We start from the raw sequence: 16,464 nt of genomic DNA on the forward strand, positions 1-16,464 counted from the left end.
TTCCATCTCTCCTTTGTATTCTACACAAGTCCTGCCAACTCACGTATTACTTCCCCTGCAATCAGAAGCCCTGCCACCGGAGGGGTAAAGGAAATGCTCCCCGGTATGCTTCTTCGTACTCCGGCATCTTCCCCTGTATCCCTACCCGAAGTATCAATCGGCTTCTCTTTCGAGTATACCACTTTTAAATGGCCGATACCACGATTCTTCAGTTCCTTTCTCATCACTTTACAGAGCGGACAGACACTGGTCTTTGTGATATCCGTTATCTCAAACATCTCCGGATGAAGTTTATTCCCGGTCCCCATACTGCTGATGATCGGTATTCCACGCTTTCTTGCCTCACATACCAGTGTCAGTTTTGCCGTCACTGTATCGATCGCATCTATGATATAATCCGGTCGTTCATCCAATATGTCCCCCAGATTATCGGTCAATACAAATCGCTCATAGGTTCTGACCCGAATCTCCGGGCAAATATCCGCGATTTTCTCTTTCATGACCTCTGTTTTATATCGACCTTCCGTGCTGTGCAGTGCAATCGACTGGCGATTGATATTCGTAAGCGATACAGTGTCATTATCGATCAAAATCAATGTTCCGACCCCGGATCTCGCCAGCGCCTCCACACAGTGTGAACCGACGCCTCCGATTCCGAATACCATAACCGAAGCCTTTTTCAATCGTTCCATGCCATCCGTCCCCAACAAAAGTTCTGTTCTTGAAAATTCATTTATCATACTCTTTCATCTTTCCTAATTTAATATCAGTTCATCCACCGTCACAAATTCATAGCCTTCCTTCCGGAGCAGGTCTATGATCCGAAGCGCGGCATGTACCGAAGATTTGTAACAGTCATGTAAGAGAATCATATCATTTTCCCGCACATCCGTCACTACTTTATTTACAATTTCATCCTCATTCTCAGTCGTCCAGTCCAGAGGATCTACAGTCCACAGAACAGGAATAACGTTCATCTCCAGTTCCAGATCCTTCTGCCAGGCGCCAAAAGGCGGACGCATGTATTCCGTGGGATGGCCGGTAATTCTCTCCACGGCCCGACTCGTCTTCTCGATCTCTTCTTTTGCTTTTTCACTGTCGATCCTTGTGATCTCCACATGATTGTAGGTATGATTCCCGACAATATGACCTTCTTCATACTCCCTTTTCACCAGTTCCGGATAGCGTTCTACATTGAGGCCGATCACGAAAAAAGTTACTTTTACCCCTCTTTCTTTCAGACCGTCCAGCAAAAGCGGCGTACACGACGGGTGGGGTCCGTCATCAAATGTCAGTGCGATTTTCATTTTTTCTTCTTTCATTTCCTGTACTGCATCTTCCCTGCTGCCGGTTTCCTGCGATCTGCCCTCCCAGATTCCCAGTGCCGTAAACAGCAAAATCATATAACAAATGGTGCAAACAGACTTCCATAACCGGTATTTCAAGCTCCCACCCCGTTTTCCATATTCTCTCTAATATATGAAAATCTCTGATTTCCTATACCTCGGGCATTTCTCTTATTGCAATATACATATTCAATGTTATAATATCAGATAGGTTATCGATACAAAGGAGGAAAATCATGTCAGATTCGACAAGAAAAGAGAATAAAATGGGGGTCATGCCCATACCGAAACTACTGTTCACAATGTCACTTCCTATCATACTTTCCATGCTGGTACAGGCACTTTACAATATTGTTGACAGCATGTTTGTTGCCCGGCTGAATGAAAATGCACTTACCGCCGTTTCACTCACATTTCCCATACAGAACCTGATAATCGCGGTCGCATCGGGTACCGGCGTCGGGATCAACTCACTTCTCTCCAGGAATCTGGGCGAGAAGAACTACGAGGCGGCTGACCGTGCTGCATCCAACGGCTTATTTCTTGGATTTATGAGTTCCCTGGCGTTTGCTGTTCTTGGCGGCCTTTGCTCAGGTGTTTTTTTTCATATTCAGACAACCGATCTGCAGATCGTCCGCTACGGCACACAGTATATGCGAATCATTACGATCTGTTCCATCGGCATTTTCCTGCAGGTTACTTGTGAGAGGCTGCTTCAAGCCACCGGGAAAACGTTCTATGCTATGATCACTCAGGGAACCGGTGCCATTATCAACATCATTTTAGATCCGATTCTGATCTTCGGGTTGTTCGGTTTTCCAAGACTTGAGGTGGCAGGTGCCGCAGTTGCCACGATTATTGGTCAGATGATTGCAGCGGCAATGGCTCTGCTTTTTAACATTACGAAAAACAAAGATATTCATATTCATTTGAAAGGCTTTCGTCCAAACCGTACTGTCATTCTAAATATTTATACAGTCGGGATACCTTCGATTATTATGATGTCCATCGGTTCTGTCATGACGTTTGGCATGAATAAGATTTTATTGATGTTCTCTTCAACAGCAGCCGCTGTATTCGGAGTTTATTTTAAGCTTCAAAGCTTTATCTTCATGCCGATCTTCGGTCTGAATAACGGAATGATACCGATCATCGCGTTTAATTACGGTGCGCGTCAGAAAAAAAGAATTCTGCACACGATATGGCTCAGTATCTGCACTGCTGTTACGATTATGCTCTTTGGGCTGGTACTCTTTCAGTGCTTTCCGGATGTCATGCTCCGCATGTTCGATGCTTCTGACCGGATGCTTGAAATCGGCATCCCTGCTCTGCGGATCATCAGCCTCAGTTTTATTTTCGCCGGATTCTGTATCGTATCAGGTTCGGTATTTCAGGCCCTCGGGAACGGCATGTACAGTCTGATCGTCTCTGTTGCAAGGCAGTTATGTGTTATACTGCCTGTTGCCTATTTATTTGCCCGGCTTTTCGGGTTAAATCAGGTGTGGTGGGCAATTCCGATCGCTGAACTTGTGTCGGTCGTACTTTCCGCCTGGTTCCTGAGGCGCATTTATCTCCAAAAAGTCAACCCGCTGTAGTACGATATATAAAAAAATGATATTCCAAAAACAACTTGGTTTCTGGGATATCATTTTTTATACTCCTAAAGTGCTTTGTGGTACAGCATCTCAATATCTTTCTGTGTAGATTGTCTCGGATTTGCCAGAATATTTCCGCTCTTCATTGCATCTGCTGCCATCTGCGGGATCTTGTCTTCTGTCACCCCTACATCGGAAAGTCTGGAAGGAATACCAAGATCCTTCAGAAGCTCGCGCGCTTCGTCAACCAGCATCTCCGGCACAAAATCGACAACCGGTTCGCTTTCCTTGCTGATGTAATTGTAGATCTTCTCATAACGTCCGTGATCTGCAAGTGCGTTGTATTCTACAATCGTCGGAAGCAGGATGGAATTTGCTACTCCGTGCGGCACATGGAAAAATGCGCTGACCGGATGACTCATCGCATGTACATTACCCAGACGTGCCCATGCAAATGCAATTCCTGCGAACATACTTCCTGACATCATTGCGCAGGCTGCTTCTTCATCCTGTCTGTTTGCGACAAAACGGCGGATATTTGCTCCAATCAGTTCCATCGCTTTTTCTGCCATTGCATCGGAAAATGGAGATGCATCGCGGGATGTATATGCTTCCCATGCGTGGATCAGTGCATCCACACCACAGGACGCCGCGATGGATGCCGGCGCTGTCATAATAAGTTCCGGATCGAGAAGTGCATAACTCGGAATCAGTTCATAACTGAATACCGTCAGTTTGTAGTTCCTTGATGTATCTGTGATAACAGAGAAAGCGGTCACTTCACTTCCCGTTCCTGCTGTAGTCGGGATCGCAATGATCGGCACAATCTTGCCCGGTACCTTGTGCGCTCCTTCATATTCTGTGATCTGTCCGCCGAATTTTGCAAGTACACCGACTGCTTTTGCAACGTCCATCGGGCTTCCTCCGCCAAGTGCCACAATACTTGTCGCTTCCGCTTCCTGATATGCTTTTACTGCCGCATTCACGGTATCCACGGAAGGATTCGGCTCTACATCCAGAAATTCTGCCACCTCAATTCCGGATGCCGTAACAATACTTCGCACCTTTTCAACCACTCCCAGCTTCTCAAGTCCCCTGTCAGAAACCAGCAGCATTTTAGCCGATCCGTTTTTTTTCAGCAATTCCGGAAGTCTCTTTAAACTTCCCATTCCAAAAATAATATCCTGTGGTACTGTAAACGTAAAATTCTTCATTTTTTCCGCTCCTTTTCTAAAAAAAGGGCGAAACTGCTCCTTCACAGTCTCGCCCTTGAGATTTACTCAAACAGCATATACCCTGACGCCTTTCTTTGTCAAGCTATTTCCTTTTATTCTCTTTCTTTTTCTTCTTGATCTTTTTTCTCACACTATAGCCAAAAGTTCCCAGTAGTCTTCCAAGACTGAAATACTGCCCGTGGACGTAAACCAGCGGCTTTGTCTTCTCAAGCGCGAACCGGTTCGACTCGTCCATGTAGGCATCATCCACATGAACCGCAAGGACCTCTGCCAAAAACATATGATGTGAACCAAGTTCTTCTTTTTTTACCACTCTGCATTCAATATTGACCGGACTTTCCTTGATCAACGGTGCTTTTACATACTGCGCTTCATCCGGAGTCAAATGCATTTCTTTAAATTTGTCCACATCTCTTCCGGAACGCACACCGCAATAATCGCTGGCCTTTGCAAGATCCTCATTCGTCAGATTGATAACAAATTCTCCTGTCTCATCTATCATATGATAAGAATACCGTTCCGGACGCACGGAAATCGATACCATCGGAGGGTTCGTACAAATCGTTCCTGCCCATGCAACCGTAATGATATTATTCTTCCCGTCCTTGTCCGATACACTGGCCATGACCGCCGGTAACGGATACAGCATATTTCCTGCCTTCCAAGTCTGCTTCGCCATAATTTTCTCCCCTGCTGTCCTATTTCTGCTGCAGATAACCTACCAATGTCGGAATAAACTGTTTCTTGCGGGACACAACATCCTTAAGAAGTACCCGTTCGGTATCCTCCGGCATCTCCCAGGCCTCCAGGATCCTTGCTTTTGCCCCTTCGCCACAGCACATCAGTTCCGTTGATTCCTCGAGAATATTTGTCAGCATCAAGAATACCATATCCAGATGCTGATCGACTCTGGCTACTTCCAGATAATCGGTAAGACGTTCTCTTACATCATCCAGCTCTTCCTGATTCATCGAAGTGATCTGGCCGACACCAAATGATACTCCGTTGGCATTGAATACTTTGAAATCCTGGAAACAGATCTCTTCTTCTGTCTTCTCACGCAGATTGCTGCCTGCATTGAACATCGCCTTTGCATGCTCTTCCATATTAATTCCCGCAATCTGTGCCAGAGCAGCAGCCGCCGCCTGATCCACCATCGTACATGTCGGAGAACGGAACAGTAATGTATCCGATAAGATCGCCGAACAAAGCAGTGCTGCGATCGTCTTATCTACCGTAACACCATTCTCCTGATACATCTGATAAACAATGGTCGCCGTACATCCCACCGGCTGATTGCGGAAGAATACCGGCCCGATCGTCTCCATACTTCCCAGTCTGTGGTGATCAATGATCTCCAGGATATCCGCCTCTTCAATTCCGTCCACCGCCTGAGATTTTTCATTGTGATCCACCAGAATCACCTGTTTCTTTCTGGAACTCATCAACCGACGTCTGGAAAGGAAACCGCGAAAATGTCCCTGGTTATCAAGAATCGGAAAATCACGGTATTTCTTCTTCGCCATAACTTCCTTGACATCGTCTACATAATCCGACATGTGAAATGTCTCCAGATTATCCTTACTCATGAAATACTTAACCGGAATACTCTGGTTGATCAGCCTTGCCGCTGTAAATGTATCGTGCGGTGTCTGAATCACCACAATATCTCTCTCCATTGCCATCTTCTTAATTGTTCTCGATATTTCCGCTCCCTGACAGATGACCAGACAGCTGGCATCCATCTCGATCGCGCAGAGCTGGGATTCATAACGATTTCCGAGAATGACCAGATCGTCTTTCTCAATAATATTTTCCATCATATCCGGACTGGACGCTGCAATAATCACTTTCCCCTTCAGAAAATAACCGTGTTCATTCCCTGTCACAATCGTTCCGTCCAGCGTATTCACGATATTGCGATACTGCGTTCTCGCGGTCGACAGAATATGACTGTCATACACCTCCATGTAGGATGTCGCAATATCTCCGATCGTAATCAATCCTTCCAGCCGGTCATTTCTGGTAACCGGAAGGGTGCGGATATTCTCCTGCTTCATCCGCGTCCACGCCTCACGGATCGATGCATTGGACCGGACACCTTCAATCTGACGGATATCCATATCCTTAACCTGCAAATGCACATCTCCAAGATATCCCGGGACTTCTACGCCAAATCGATCGAGTACGTAAGCCGTTTCCCCGTTCAGCTCACCGGCACGTTTTGCCACATACTCCTCCCCGGTCATTTCTCTTTTTAAATTCGCATATGCAATCGCAGAACAGATGGAATCCGTGTCCGGATTCTTATGTCCGATAACATACGTTTTTTTCACTTTTCTATTTTCCATTTCTACCACTTCCTTGTTTTCATACTACTTACTATTGTCAGAATGCCATTTTTTGCTCATTTCGTCAACCATATTTTCCAAAATAATACATTCTCATAAAACGTTCTTCCATATTTTGATAATTTTTTGTTCCGATTCTACCAAAAACATGGTATACTAAAACATAAAGCGACCTTTTGTACAACAAAAGAGTAAACGAACTGAGGTAGAGGTGGAATTATGGATAACGAACAGTTAATGGAAAACACAGAGAGCATGGCAGATTATGAGGAACATTTCGATGATGCAAATCCATGGAACATCGTAAAGGATTATCTCGAGAAGGGTACAGTACTCCATGTAACAATTGAAGGAATCGTAAACGGCGGAGCGATCGCTATGGTAGAAGGCATCCGCGGATTCATCCCGGCTTCCAGACTTTCTCTTTCTTATATTGAAGATTTGGAATCCTATCTGTTAAAAGAAGTTGATGTCAAAGTCATCGAAGCTGACCAGGCACAGGGACGTCTGATCCTGTCAGCCCGCGAGATTCTGAGAGAACAGGAAAAGAAAGCCAAAGAAGAACTGCTTGCTTCTGTAAAAGTCGGAAGCGTTCTGAAAGGTAAAGTAGAATCTCTTCAGACTTACGGAGCATTCATCCGTCTTGAAAACGGTCTCTCCGGTCTGGTACACATCTCACAAATCAGTACCCAGAGAATCAAATCTCCTGACCAGGTACTCAAAGTTGACGATGAAGTAGACGTAAAAGTAATCGGTATCAAGGAAGGCAAGATCAGCCTGAGCATCAAAGCTCTTATGGAAGAAAAGGAATCTGAAGAAGAGCCGGAAGAAAAGATCGAACTTCCGAAATCTGAAGCAATCGGAACCAGCCTCGGAGACTTATTTAAAAATCTGAAACTTTAATAATTTTAAAGAAGTTGTTACTTTGCAAAACATTTTTCGACAAAGACCAACAAATGAAACGAGTATCCCATGAGGAATCTGTACTGTAAAAGTACTGATTTTCATGGGATACTCGTATTTATAATACTCTGTTAATCTTCCCCTTGATTCCAAGCAATTTTCCATCTATCTGATATAAAAAATCAAGAAAACGTATTTGAAAGCTTCCTGGTCCGTGGCTGTCTTCTGCCGCCAATTCTCCCGCAATCCCCATTACCGCAGCTCCCAAGAGAACCGCGTGGATCATCTTAATTTCGCAGGTATTCTGCGCCGTGCTTACGTGAACTCCACCCAGATAAGTGCTGCACACTGCTCCCAGCATACAGCCGGTACCGGTAATCTCCGACATCATCGCATCTCCATTTTCCACCGCATATACTTCCGCTGCATCTACGATCAGATCAGTCTTACCACTTGCAAGGATAACCGCTCCGGTTCTTTTAGCCATACTTTGAAAACACTCTATTACCTTTTCCAGATTCTCCGGTGTCAGTGTATCCTGTATTCCTGCATCGATACCGATACTGTGAGACTCTTCCCCCGCCATTTCCAGTATCTCAGACATATTTCCTTTCAAAACAGAAATGGTTCCCGTTTGCAACAGCTCGCTTGCATATTCTCTGCGCAGATCACTGCAGGCAACCCCGACCAGATCGAGGAGCACGGGAATCCCTTTCTTATTAGCTGCTGCGAGTGATCTCTTCATGGATTCCATTCTTACATCTGTGATATTTCCCAAATTCAGCATCAGCGCCTGTGCTGTCTCTGTAATCTGCTCCACTTCCCGCGGATGTTCTGCCATGATCGGTCTTCCGCCTGCGGCAAGAACCACATTTGCACAGTCATGAATTGAAATCGGGTTTGTAATGCAGTGGATCAACGGCCGTATTTTTTTAACGAGCTTCTGAAGCGCCATCATTTTTTGAAGATTTTGTATGCTTTCTGTCATAAACTTTCTCTCCCAGACTCATTTGGAATTTTGCAAGCAATCCGGCTTTACTTAAGGTTTTCAGGAAGAAATATGCAACCGTTCCGCCCATCAGTGTAGCTCCCAGAAACATGGGCGTATAGAAGAATGCGTTCAGTCCTTCTCTTCCCATCAGAAATGCCATCACCGGATAAGATACAATCGAACCGATGATCCCGGTTCCAAATACCTCTCCAATCACTGCGCAGATGATTTTCCCTCCGGAAAGCCGATAAAACACACCGGACAGAAACGCACCAAACACTGCACCCGTCAGCGCAAGAGGCGGAATTCCCATAAACATCATACGGATGACTCCGATCAGTGTCGCACAGAGCAGAGAATACCACGGTCCCATCAGAACCGAACATACAATATTTACCAGATGCGCCGTCGGACACATCCCCTCAATCCTGAGAATCGGAGAAATCACAACCCCGATCGCCACCATCATTGCCAGCATAATCATCCGGAAAATCTTTACTCTCGTCTTATCCATTTTTTCAAGTCCTTTCCCTAACCTTTTCTCATCCTTTTATATACGAATATCGTGAACATTCTTTGGTATACTTCCGCATCCGAAGCTTTTAAACACCCTTCGTCGTACTTCCGAATCCACCGTTTCTCACTTCATCGGTGTCATCATCCACCGTGATCCCATACTCCACGAAGATTCCCTGCATAAAGCCGGTTCCCTTCGCTATTTCCAACGTTTTTCCTTCATTGGAATCATTCGTCAGTTTTGCAAAAATATGCCCTTCATTATCGGAATAAAAATAATCACTGTCAATGATTCCTACCGTATTATTGAGCTGCAGCCTGTATTTAAATCCAAGCCCACTTCTCGGATAGCATTTCAGCACCCATCCGTCTTCCATTTCAACCCGGATGCCGGTAGGAATCTTGACCGTCTTTCCCGGTTCCAAAACAAACGTATCCGGTGCATAAAAATCATATCCTGCACTCCCTGATGTTGCTCTCTTTGGAAGGCGGATCTCTTCATAGAGTTTCTGTATCTCTTCTCCTGAAATATCTTCTCCAAATGTGTCCTTCCAGCTTTCGGCAAACTGTTCGGCACTTACTTTGTGAAATTTTGCAATTCTTCTCATCTGTCTCTTCTCCTGTTTCACATTATTACGACCTATACCCGTCAAGTTTCAAACCTGCTAATTCTCATCATAATCAGGGCAATGCAGAACCGGCACTGTATCCGTTTCTGCCGCCAGTGTTCTCTGTACATCGATCACTCTTTGATTACTGCTTCCTTTCCAACAAAGAAGCGGATCCTTTTTGGCAAATACAAATTCACCGTCCACCAACACATCCAGATACCTCACGATTTCCATGCGGCGTACCTCTTCCCACGTAGAACCCGTATACAGCCAGATTGTTTTCTCCGGAAATGTCTCCCGGATTTCTTTTGACAGTTCTGTCACATCATTTACATTTGCAATATGAAGCGGATCGCCTCCGCTGAAGGTGATACCGCTCACATAATCCTTTTTCAATTCTTCAAACAGTTCCGCCTTTGCAGACTCGTCAAAGTAAAGTCCGCCGTTCGGATCCCATGTGACCGGATTGTGACAGTCCTTACAGCAGTGACTGCAGCCTGCCACCCACAATACGACCCGAAGTCCGTCCCCGTTGAGCATATCATCTTTTGTTATATTGTGGTAACGCATCTACATACTTTTCCTTTCCGCAATTTCCGCCATCTTCGCATCGTTCAGACGCGTATCTCCTTTGACTCTTGAATAAGAAAGATATCCATTCATCCGATCGATCTTGGTCAGATTATTACTTCCGCATACCGGGCAGACATCCATCGCAAGTTCTTCATGACCGCAGTCATCACAATATGCAAGCGATAGATTTACGCCTTCATAAAATCCCATATCCATCGCACGGCGTACCAGTGACTTGATTGCTTCCACGTTATAATTGATCGGATATTTCACATACTGAATCTTTCCACCGTTGCACAGATCCCAAAATCTATTCTCCAGATCCTGCTTCTGGATCGGAGTGATATCTTCGGTCACATGGCAATGGAAACTGTTGCTCACATACGCACGATCCGAAACATTTTCCACAATACCGTATTTCTTACGGAACTGCTGTACCTGAACGCCGCAAAGATTTTCTGCCGGAGTGCCGTAGATCGCATACAGATGCCCATCCTCTTTCTTGAACTCCTGCACCTTTTTATTGATATATTCCAATGTTTCCAGTGCAAACTCCCCGTCTTCCACCAGAGACTTTTTATTATACAGCTGCTGCAGCTCATTCAGCGCCGTGATTCCAAAGGATGCTGTCGCCGATTTGAGAAGTGGCTTGATCTTATCATGCGGTTTCAGATGACCGCCATAAAATCCACCCTCACAGTATGCCAGCGGATTGGTTGACGCACGCAGCTCGCCGAGATAATCATAGGTACGAATATGCAGCTTCCGAATCAATTCCAGATAATAATCCAGCACTTCAAAGAAATCCCGGTTCTCCTGCCTTGATTTTGCAAGGATCATCGGAAGATGCAGACTGACTGCCCCGATATTAAACCGCCCGACAAAGACCGGTTTGTCATCATCATCTGCCGGATTCATTCCGCCTCTTTCATACCACGGTGAAAGGAACGCCCTGCATCCCATAGGGCTTACGATCTTCCCATATTTCTTGTACATACTTGGAACATACCCTTTTCCGGTAAGGCTCAGCCAATCAGGATACATCGTTTTTCTCGAACATTCAATCCCGGCTTCAAACAGATCCTCCGCCGGAGCTCCCGGTCCATGAAGCTTCTCATCATACAGAAATACAAGTTTCGGGAATAATACCGGCTTTTTATGTCCGGCCTTACCCTGACCGTTCTTGCGAACCTCCAGCATAGTTTTCGTAATCAGCTTTCCATATTTACTGATATTCGTTCCACTCGTCACGGTGATGAACGGATAGTCCCCGCGGCTTGATGAAACAGAGTTGAATTTATATTCCCATCCCTGGAAGCCCTGCTCCATCTCTTTTTCAAGATCCTTCCACGCTACTTCCTGTGCGGCCTCTTCCGGAAGCCCCAGTGAACGATATTTTTCAAGATGTAATTTATGTGACTTCTCGGCATATGGCTCCAGGATCTCATCCACACTCGGCACCGTAAATCCTCCGTACTGCTGGCTTGCAGCGCTCAGCACAATATCTCCGATCACATCAAAGGCTGTGTCCAGTGTCTTGGGTTCATTATACCACAGATTTCCCATCTCGAACCCTCCGGTCAGAACATTTTTCACATCAAACAGGCAGCAGTTCATCGTATCCCTGCGCGCTGACATATCGTGAATATAAATATACCCTTCCCGGATCGCCTGAAGCTCCTCCACAGTCAGGAAAAATTTCTTATAAAGCTCTTTGTTCAATTCATTGAAAATCAGACTTCTCTTCGTAGACACCAGCGCACTGTCCGTATTACTGTTCTCCTTATCCCCGATGTACATGATCGACTGGCTCTTCCGGTAAACCTCATCCAGCATGTGCACAAAATCCTGCTTATAATTCCGGTAATCCCGGTAACTCTTTGCCACGATCGGATTCACTTTCTCCAGAGCGCCTTCCACCACATTGTGCATCTGGGCAATCTGAATCTCCTTCACTCCCAGCTCAAGGACCTTCTCTTCCACAAACCGGCAGATGAACTGAATGTCTTCCTCCGTAAACTGAATCAGGGCACGATAGGCAGATTTATTGACAGCCACAACGACTTTCTGTACATTAAATTCTTCTTTCGTTCCGTCCTTCTTGATCACTCTGACATCCTTCAGATCCATAAATCGTCTCCTTTCTACTATATATTGTGTTTGTTGTATTATTTTAAAACAATATTATGTGCTTTATTTTGCTTTTCTATTTTACCATTTCTCCCGGATTAAGTCAATGTTCTTGTATTTACTGCTCCAAATATAAACATGAAAAAGTTAATGTACGCTCTTGGCACGTAGCCCGCAGTAAATGCTGGCTACTGTGTGAAAAGTAACATGAAAAAAACAGACATTCCACGTATGAACACGAAACATCTGCTTTTTCTAAATCCCCCTATCCTTTAAATTATCCACAGTTTCGACCATAATCTGATGATCCTATTCCGGCTGCTCGGCCTCCTGTTCAGGTAGCACGATTCCACAGCAGGTGAATGACCCGAATCCTGCGGATGCAATAATATTTCCACAGACCGGACATACTCCTTCTGCGTAAGTTTTTTCTTTTCTCTCAGTTCTTTTCTTGTTTTTCCGATTACATATCCCATTTACATTTACCTCTCTTTGCTGTTTTTTCATAGCTTTATTGTATCTTCCATTTAAAAAAACAGCAACCTACGAAGCGTAGAGCAACTGTGTGCCAGGCAACCATGAGACTTCCTTCTATTTCTTTCTCCTCACGAACCGGATCTTACACACCTCATCCCCATTCGCAATCGTCGCGGGCAGATCCAGCTCGCATCCGAAACTCTCCGCAATTCCCCTGTCACCACACATCGCATGATCACAGAGCACCCGGATTTCCTCATCCGTACATCCCTGCTTCTGCCACGCTTTCACCAGCGGACAATAATGAAAATCAATATCCAGATGATCATCCGTACACTGCTTGATATCCATCTCAAAAACCCACTGTGCAAACTTCGAAAACAACGTTTTCTTCAGCCCCTTCAGCTAATCCCTGCCGCCTGCCTTCTTTCGCAGATTTGCCCCCTGATAAAGACCACATCTGCGGATCGCATCCGGCGCATACTCCTTCGAATCCAGCCCTTTCTTCTTCGCCTCATCACAAAGCAAATACATCCAAAGCGCCCGGTGCTCCAACTGCTCCCTGATCGCAACAATAAGAGGATTCTTAATCTTTGGTTCATTTTTAATACTCATCTCTTCTTCCTCATCCCACCAGCACCCGGGGCCCTCGCCCCAACAAACTCTCCCTCAACCTCCCCTTCCTCATCCCACCAGCGCCAGGGGCCCTCGCCCCGCACGCGCGTCCCCCAAACAACCGTACGTAGAGTCCTTGGAAAGTACCAGCCCGCGCAGATGTTCGGTAGGGATTACGGAGGTTAAGCGAAGCGCGGTGGAAATCCGTGCCAAAAATGTTAGGGCCCGAGGTGGGAGACCCATTGGTCAACCATCTCGGACCCTTACAGTTTTGTGCACTAGTTCCACCGCAGCGCAGCCTCGGAGTAATCCCTACCGAGCATCTGCGCGGGCGTCCCTAATTCCCACACTCAATACTTATTTCATTAAACATCTTCAATATCTCATCCACCGGCATCTTCGCCTTCTCTTCCCCGCTCTTATCAATCACGCACTCACCCTGGTGCATCATAATAAGCCGGTTTCCATACTCCACCGCATATCTGAGATTATGCGTCACCATAATTGTAGTCAGTTTCTTCTCCTTCACGATCTTATCCGTCAGTTCCATGATCAGTTCCGCCGTCTTCGGATCCAGCGCTGCCGTATGCTCATCCAGAATCAGGAATTCGATCGGCGTCATGGTAGACATCAAAAGTGCCATCGCCTGCCTCTGGCCTCCAGAAAGAGATCCCACTTTCACATCCATCTTATCCTCAAGTCCAAGGCCAAGCTGCGCCAGAGATTCCCGATAATACTCGATTCTGGCTTTATTCGTTCCTCTTCCCAGTCCAAAGAACTTTCCTTTATTATCCGCCAGTGACATATTTTCAAGAATCGTCATGGACGGGCAGGTTCCCATCGCCGGATTCTGATAAACCCTTCCAATCTTCCGGTTTCTTTTATATTCCTTTTCCCTGGTAATATCCTTTCCGTCGATCAGAATGCTTCCCGCTTCCACCGGAATACTTCCGCAGATAATATTCAGCATAGAAGTTTTGCCTGAGCCGTTGCTTCCTACCACCGAAACAAATTCTCCATCGCGAATCGTCAGGTTAAAATCCTGAAAAAGACACATTTCATTGACGGTTCCCGGATTATAATACTTATGAATATCTCTAAGCTCCAGCATTCTTCTTCACCTTCTTCTTTCTCTCCATACTCAACACCAGAATCACAAGGAACAATACTGCCGTAATCAGTTTCATATCCTGCGGTTCAAAGCTTCTCAGCGCAATTGCCACACATGCCTTGTAGATCACAGAGCCTACAAGTACTGCCGTTGTCGTCTTCATAAATGTCAGATTCTTGAAAATGCTCGTACCAATAATAACACTTGCAAGTCCAATGACCATAGCACCGGTACCACTGGAAATTTCGAACACTCTCTCCTCCTGACAAAACACACATCCCGCCAGCGCTACAAGTCCATTTGCAATCGCAAGGCCGAGGATTTTAACATTTCCCTGATCTTTCGCCAGAGAAGTCACCAGCTTATCGTTGTCACCGACGGCACGGAGCAGATAACCTGACTGAGTTTTCATATAAAGATCCAAAAGAATTTTGCAGAATATTGCAATGATCAAAATCATGATCAGAGTACTGTATTTTGATAATGCTTCCGGAACCACTTTATCAATTACATCATTTTTAAAAATTGTTTTCTGCGAAAATAACGGCACATTTGCAGTTCCGGCAACTCTCAGATTGATGCTCCAGAGTGCTGTCATCATAATAATGCCGGACAACAGATCCCGCACTTTACATTTCACATGAATCAGTCCCGTACAGATTCCCGCGATCACTCCAACCAGAAATGCCGCAACAAGTGTCAGGTACGGATTCACACCTCTCGTAATCAAAAGTGCTGTCACCGCCGCTCCGAGAGGAAAACTTCCATCTACGGTCAAATCCGGAAAATCCAGTATTTTATATGTGATATAGATTCCCAGAGAAAGGATACCGTAGATCAGCCCCTGCTCCAGAATAGACACTGCAAAACTCATGCCATTAAACCCCGCTTTTCTTCAAAATCGTATAATTCTAATCCAATAAACGTTTTACTTGATACTAATATATTACTCAGCAATACTGTCATAAACTTCCACTGCACCGGAAACCAGATCATCGGAAAGTGTAATTCCAAGATCTGCAGCAACCTTTGTATTCAGATAAAGTCCTGCCTCCGTGATGGTCTCAAAGCTAATCTCAGAAGCTGCCGCCTCACCTTTCAGCACTTTAGCTGCCATCTTACCAGTCTGCTTTCCAAGCGCTACATAATCCAGACCTTCTGCTGCAAGACAACCGATCTTAACCTGCTCGATTTCACTTCCGAATACCGGAACCTTCGCTGCGTTTGCTTTATCCAGAATAGTTGCAAGCGAATTTACAACGGTATTGTCTGTCAGATTGGAAATGCAATCTACTTTTGTCAGAAGATCATCTGCTGCCAGTGCGATTTCTGATGTATTCGTGATTCCCTTTTCTACCAGTTCAAAACCATAATCACCGACTTTTTCTTTGTATTCTTCAATCGCCGAAACACTGTTTGCTTCACTGGTTGTATAAATGATACCTATCGTCTTTGCATCCGGGAGAACCTCTCGGATCATTCGAAGCTGCTCTTCAACCGGCAGCTTATCGCTTGTTCCTGTCACTTCACCGACCGGTTTACCGTCTGCATCCGCAAGCTCTGCTGCAACCGGGTCCGTTACTGCTGTAAAGATAACCGGAATGTCGGAATCCATTGCTGCATTGTATGCGCTCTGCGCACTTGGTGTCGCAATGCCACAGATCATATCCACCTTGTCAGAAACAAAACTGCTCGCGATCTGGGAAGCCGTTCCCATATCCGCTGCCGCATTCTTATATTCAATCGTCAGGTTCTTGCCTTCTTCAATCCCCTCTTCTTTTAGTCCCTCAATAAATCCTTCACGGCAATTATCCAGAGATCCGTGTTCAGCGAACTGTGAAATACCGATTGTATAACTCTTCTCGCCACTGCTTTCTTTCTTAGCGCCACATCCTGCCGCCATTGTAACTGCCATTGCCATGCTCAAAATTACTGCTACTGTTCTCTTTTTCATAATTTTTGTCTCCTTCTCTTTTCATAATGATTGACCTTCTTGCTTCATTCCATATG

The 16,464-nt window shown here is 45.4% G+C and carries 18 protein-coding genes; 2 read left to right on the forward strand and 16 right to left on the reverse strand.

The genetic code is table 11. The features are described 5' to 3' along the window. Window positions 1-20: 20 nt before the first annotated feature. Both ACTNA4_RS05590 and ACTNA4_RS05595 read right to left on the reverse strand, forming a co-directional pair. The gene (locus tag ACTNA4_RS05590) at window positions 21-740 is read right to left on the reverse strand and encodes a tRNA threonylcarbamoyladenosine dehydratase (RefSeq protein ID WP_427805578.1); all 720 of its coding nucleotides are present in this window, start codon (window positions 738-740) and stop codon (window positions 21-23) included. 15 nt (window positions 741-755) lie between these two features. Further along, entirely contained in the window at window positions 756-1,403 is a 648-nt protein-coding gene (locus tag ACTNA4_RS05595; RefSeq protein WP_441029038.1) for a polysaccharide deacetylase family protein, read from the reverse strand. 179 nt (window positions 1,404-1,582) lie between these two features. Here ACTNA4_RS05595 and ACTNA4_RS05600 point away from each other — a divergent pair, with 179 nt between their 5' ends. Further along, on the forward strand, window positions 1,583-2,941 hold the full coding sequence (locus ACTNA4_RS05600) for an MATE family efflux transporter (protein WP_441029010.1): 1,359 nt from the start codon (window positions 1,583-1,585) through the stop codon (window positions 2,939-2,941). A 65-nt stretch (window positions 2,942-3,006) separates the two neighbouring features. Here the strand turns inward: ACTNA4_RS05600 and ACTNA4_RS05605 are convergent, their stop codons facing one another. From ACTNA4_RS05605 to ACTNA4_RS05615, 3 genes are all read right to left on the reverse strand, one after another. After that, complete coding sequence (locus tag ACTNA4_RS05605) at window positions 3,007-4,155, reverse strand: iron-containing alcohol dehydrogenase (protein ID WP_441016180.1); 1,149 nt, start codon at window positions 4,153-4,155, stop codon at window positions 3,007-3,009. 103 nt (window positions 4,156-4,258) lie between these two features. After that, entirely contained in the window at window positions 4,259-4,855 is a 597-nt protein-coding gene (locus ACTNA4_RS05610) for a flavin reductase family protein (protein ID WP_441029012.1), read from the reverse strand. Window positions 4,856-4,874: 19 nt separating this feature from the next. Beyond that, window positions 4,875-6,527 carry a putative manganese-dependent inorganic diphosphatase gene (locus ACTNA4_RS05615; RefSeq protein WP_427805573.1) on the reverse strand — a complete coding sequence of 551 codons (1,653 nt, stop codon included), beginning with the start codon at window positions 6,525-6,527 and terminating at the stop codon, window positions 4,875-4,877. 219 nt (window positions 6,528-6,746) lie between these two features. Between ACTNA4_RS05615 and ACTNA4_RS05620 the strand changes: the two genes are divergently transcribed. After that, window positions 6,747-7,430 (forward strand): S1 RNA-binding domain-containing protein, encoded by a 684-nt coding sequence (locus ACTNA4_RS05620; protein WP_427805572.1) that lies wholly within the window; start codon window positions 6,747-6,749, stop codon window positions 7,428-7,430. Window positions 7,431-7,548: 118 nt separating this feature from the next. Here the strand turns inward: ACTNA4_RS05620 and thiM are convergent, their stop codons facing one another. The 11 genes from thiM to ACTNA4_RS05675 all read right to left on the reverse strand — a co-directional run bounded on the left by thiM (window position 7,549) and on the right by ACTNA4_RS05675 (window position 16,408). Beyond that, complete coding sequence (thiM, locus tag ACTNA4_RS05625; RefSeq protein ID WP_427805571.1) at window positions 7,549-8,418, reverse strand: hydroxyethylthiazole kinase; 870 nt, start codon at window positions 8,416-8,418, stop codon at window positions 7,549-7,551. After that, on the reverse strand, window positions 8,363-8,935 hold the full coding sequence (gene thiW, locus ACTNA4_RS05630; protein WP_427805570.1) for an energy coupling factor transporter S component ThiW: 573 nt from the start codon (window positions 8,933-8,935) through the stop codon (window positions 8,363-8,365). The genes thiM and thiW overlap by 56 nt, the downstream gene beginning before the upstream one ends. An 88-nt stretch (window positions 8,936-9,023) precedes the next feature. Continuing rightward, the gene (locus ACTNA4_RS05635) at window positions 9,024-9,545 is read right to left on the reverse strand and encodes a dUTP diphosphatase (protein ID WP_427805569.1); all 522 of its coding nucleotides are present in this window, start codon (window positions 9,543-9,545) and stop codon (window positions 9,024-9,026) included. Window positions 9,546-9,602: 57 nt separating this feature from the next. Then, window positions 9,603-10,118, reverse strand: a complete 516-nt coding sequence (gene nrdG, locus ACTNA4_RS05640; RefSeq protein WP_427820499.1) for an anaerobic ribonucleoside-triphosphate reductase activating protein — start codon at window positions 10,116-10,118, stop codon at window positions 9,603-9,605. Continuing rightward, window positions 10,119-12,251: an anaerobic ribonucleoside-triphosphate reductase gene (nrdD, locus tag ACTNA4_RS05645; protein ID WP_427805567.1), complete on the reverse strand. Its 2,133-nt coding sequence runs from the start codon at window positions 12,249-12,251 to the stop codon at window positions 10,119-10,121. A 309-nt stretch (window positions 12,252-12,560) separates the two neighbouring features. Continuing rightward, on the reverse strand, window positions 12,561-12,758 hold the full coding sequence (locus tag ACTNA4_RS05650; RefSeq protein WP_427820497.1) for a hypothetical protein: 198 nt from the start codon (window positions 12,756-12,758) through the stop codon (window positions 12,561-12,563). 84 nt (window positions 12,759-12,842) lie between these two features. Continuing rightward, complete coding sequence (locus ACTNA4_RS05655) at window positions 12,843-13,112, reverse strand: L-2-amino-thiazoline-4-carboxylic acid hydrolase (RefSeq protein WP_441029014.1); 270 nt, start codon at window positions 13,110-13,112, stop codon at window positions 12,843-12,845. A 21-nt stretch (window positions 13,113-13,133) separates the two neighbouring features. Beyond that, window positions 13,134-13,343 carry a hypothetical protein gene (locus ACTNA4_RS05660; RefSeq protein WP_441029016.1) on the reverse strand — a complete coding sequence of 70 codons (210 nt, stop codon included), beginning with the start codon at window positions 13,341-13,343 and terminating at the stop codon, window positions 13,134-13,136. Window positions 13,344-13,680: 337 nt separating this feature from the next. After that, complete coding sequence (locus tag ACTNA4_RS05665) at window positions 13,681-14,454, reverse strand: ABC transporter ATP-binding protein (RefSeq protein ID WP_427805564.1); 774 nt, start codon at window positions 14,452-14,454, stop codon at window positions 13,681-13,683. Next, the gene (locus tag ACTNA4_RS05670; RefSeq protein WP_427805563.1) at window positions 14,441-15,328 is read right to left on the reverse strand and encodes an ABC transporter permease; all 888 of its coding nucleotides are present in this window, start codon (window positions 15,326-15,328) and stop codon (window positions 14,441-14,443) included. The genes ACTNA4_RS05665 and ACTNA4_RS05670 overlap by 14 nt, the downstream gene beginning before the upstream one ends. A 72-nt stretch (window positions 15,329-15,400) precedes the next feature. Continuing rightward, window positions 15,401-16,408, reverse strand: coding sequence for an ABC transporter substrate-binding protein (locus tag ACTNA4_RS05675; RefSeq protein WP_441029018.1), 1,008 nt, complete (start codon window positions 16,406-16,408; stop codon window positions 15,401-15,403). Window positions 16,409-16,464 lie beyond the last annotated feature (56 nt).

The sequence above is a fragment of the Bariatricus sp. HCP28S3_A7 genome, from assembly GCF_052066375.1.
Lineage (GTDB): Bacteria > Bacillota > Clostridia > Lachnospirales > Lachnospiraceae > Allocoprococcus.

Bases quoted from the DNA above. Each gene is read 5' to 3' on its own strand.
- ACTNA4_RS05670 (WP_427805563.1), bottom strand. From the start codon at position 15,328: ATGAGTTTTGCAGTGTCTATTCTGGAGCAGGGGCTGATCTACGGTATC.
- nrdD (WP_427805567.1), bottom strand. From the start codon at position 12,251: ATGGATCTGAAGGATGTCAGAGTGATCAAGAAGGACGGAACGAAAGAA.
- ACTNA4_RS05665 (WP_427805564.1), bottom strand. From the start codon at position 14,454: ATGCTGGAGCTTAGAGATATTCATAAGTATTATAATCCGGGAACCGTC.
- ACTNA4_RS05650 (WP_427820497.1), bottom strand. From the start codon at position 12,758: ATGAAAAAACAGCAAAGAGAGGTAAATGTAAATGGGATATGTAATCGG.
- ACTNA4_RS05675 (WP_441029018.1), bottom strand. From the start codon at position 16,408: ATGAAAAAGAGAACAGTAGCAGTAATTTTGAGCATGGCAATGGCAGTT.
- ACTNA4_RS05615 (WP_427805573.1), bottom strand. From the start codon at position 6,527: ATGGAAAATAGAAAAGTGAAAAAAACGTATGTTATCGGACATAAGAAT.
- ACTNA4_RS05605 (WP_441016180.1), bottom strand. From the start codon at position 4,155: ATGAAGAATTTTACGTTTACAGTACCACAGGATATTATTTTTGGAATG.
- ACTNA4_RS05600 (WP_441029010.1), top strand. From the start codon at position 1,583: ATGTCAGATTCGACAAGAAAAGAGAATAAAATGGGGGTCATGCCCATA.
- ACTNA4_RS05610 (WP_441029012.1), bottom strand. From the start codon at position 4,855: ATGGCGAAGCAGACTTGGAAGGCAGGAAATATGCTGTATCCGTTACCG.
- ACTNA4_RS05595 (WP_441029038.1), bottom strand. From the start codon at position 1,403: ATGATTTTGCTGTTTACGGCACTGGGAATCTGGGAGGGCAGATCGCAG.
- ACTNA4_RS05590 (WP_427805578.1), bottom strand. From the start codon at position 740: ATGATAAATGAATTTTCAAGAACAGAACTTTTGTTGGGGACGGATGGC.
- ACTNA4_RS05620 (WP_427805572.1), top strand. From the start codon at position 6,747: ATGGATAACGAACAGTTAATGGAAAACACAGAGAGCATGGCAGATTAT.
- ACTNA4_RS05660 (WP_441029016.1), bottom strand. From the start codon at position 13,343: ATGAGTATTAAAAATGAACCAAAGATTAAGAATCCTCTTATTGTTGCG.
- nrdG (WP_427820499.1), bottom strand. From the start codon at position 10,118: ATGCGTTACCACAATATAACAAAAGATGATATGCTCAACGGGGACGGA.
- ACTNA4_RS05635 (WP_427805569.1), bottom strand. From the start codon at position 9,545: ATGAGAAGAATTGCAAAATTTCACAAAGTAAGTGCCGAACAGTTTGCC.
- thiW (WP_427805570.1), bottom strand. From the start codon at position 8,935: ATGGATAAGACGAGAGTAAAGATTTTCCGGATGATTATGCTGGCAATG.
- thiM (WP_427805571.1), bottom strand. From the start codon at position 8,418: ATGACAGAAAGCATACAAAATCTTCAAAAAATGATGGCGCTTCAGAAG.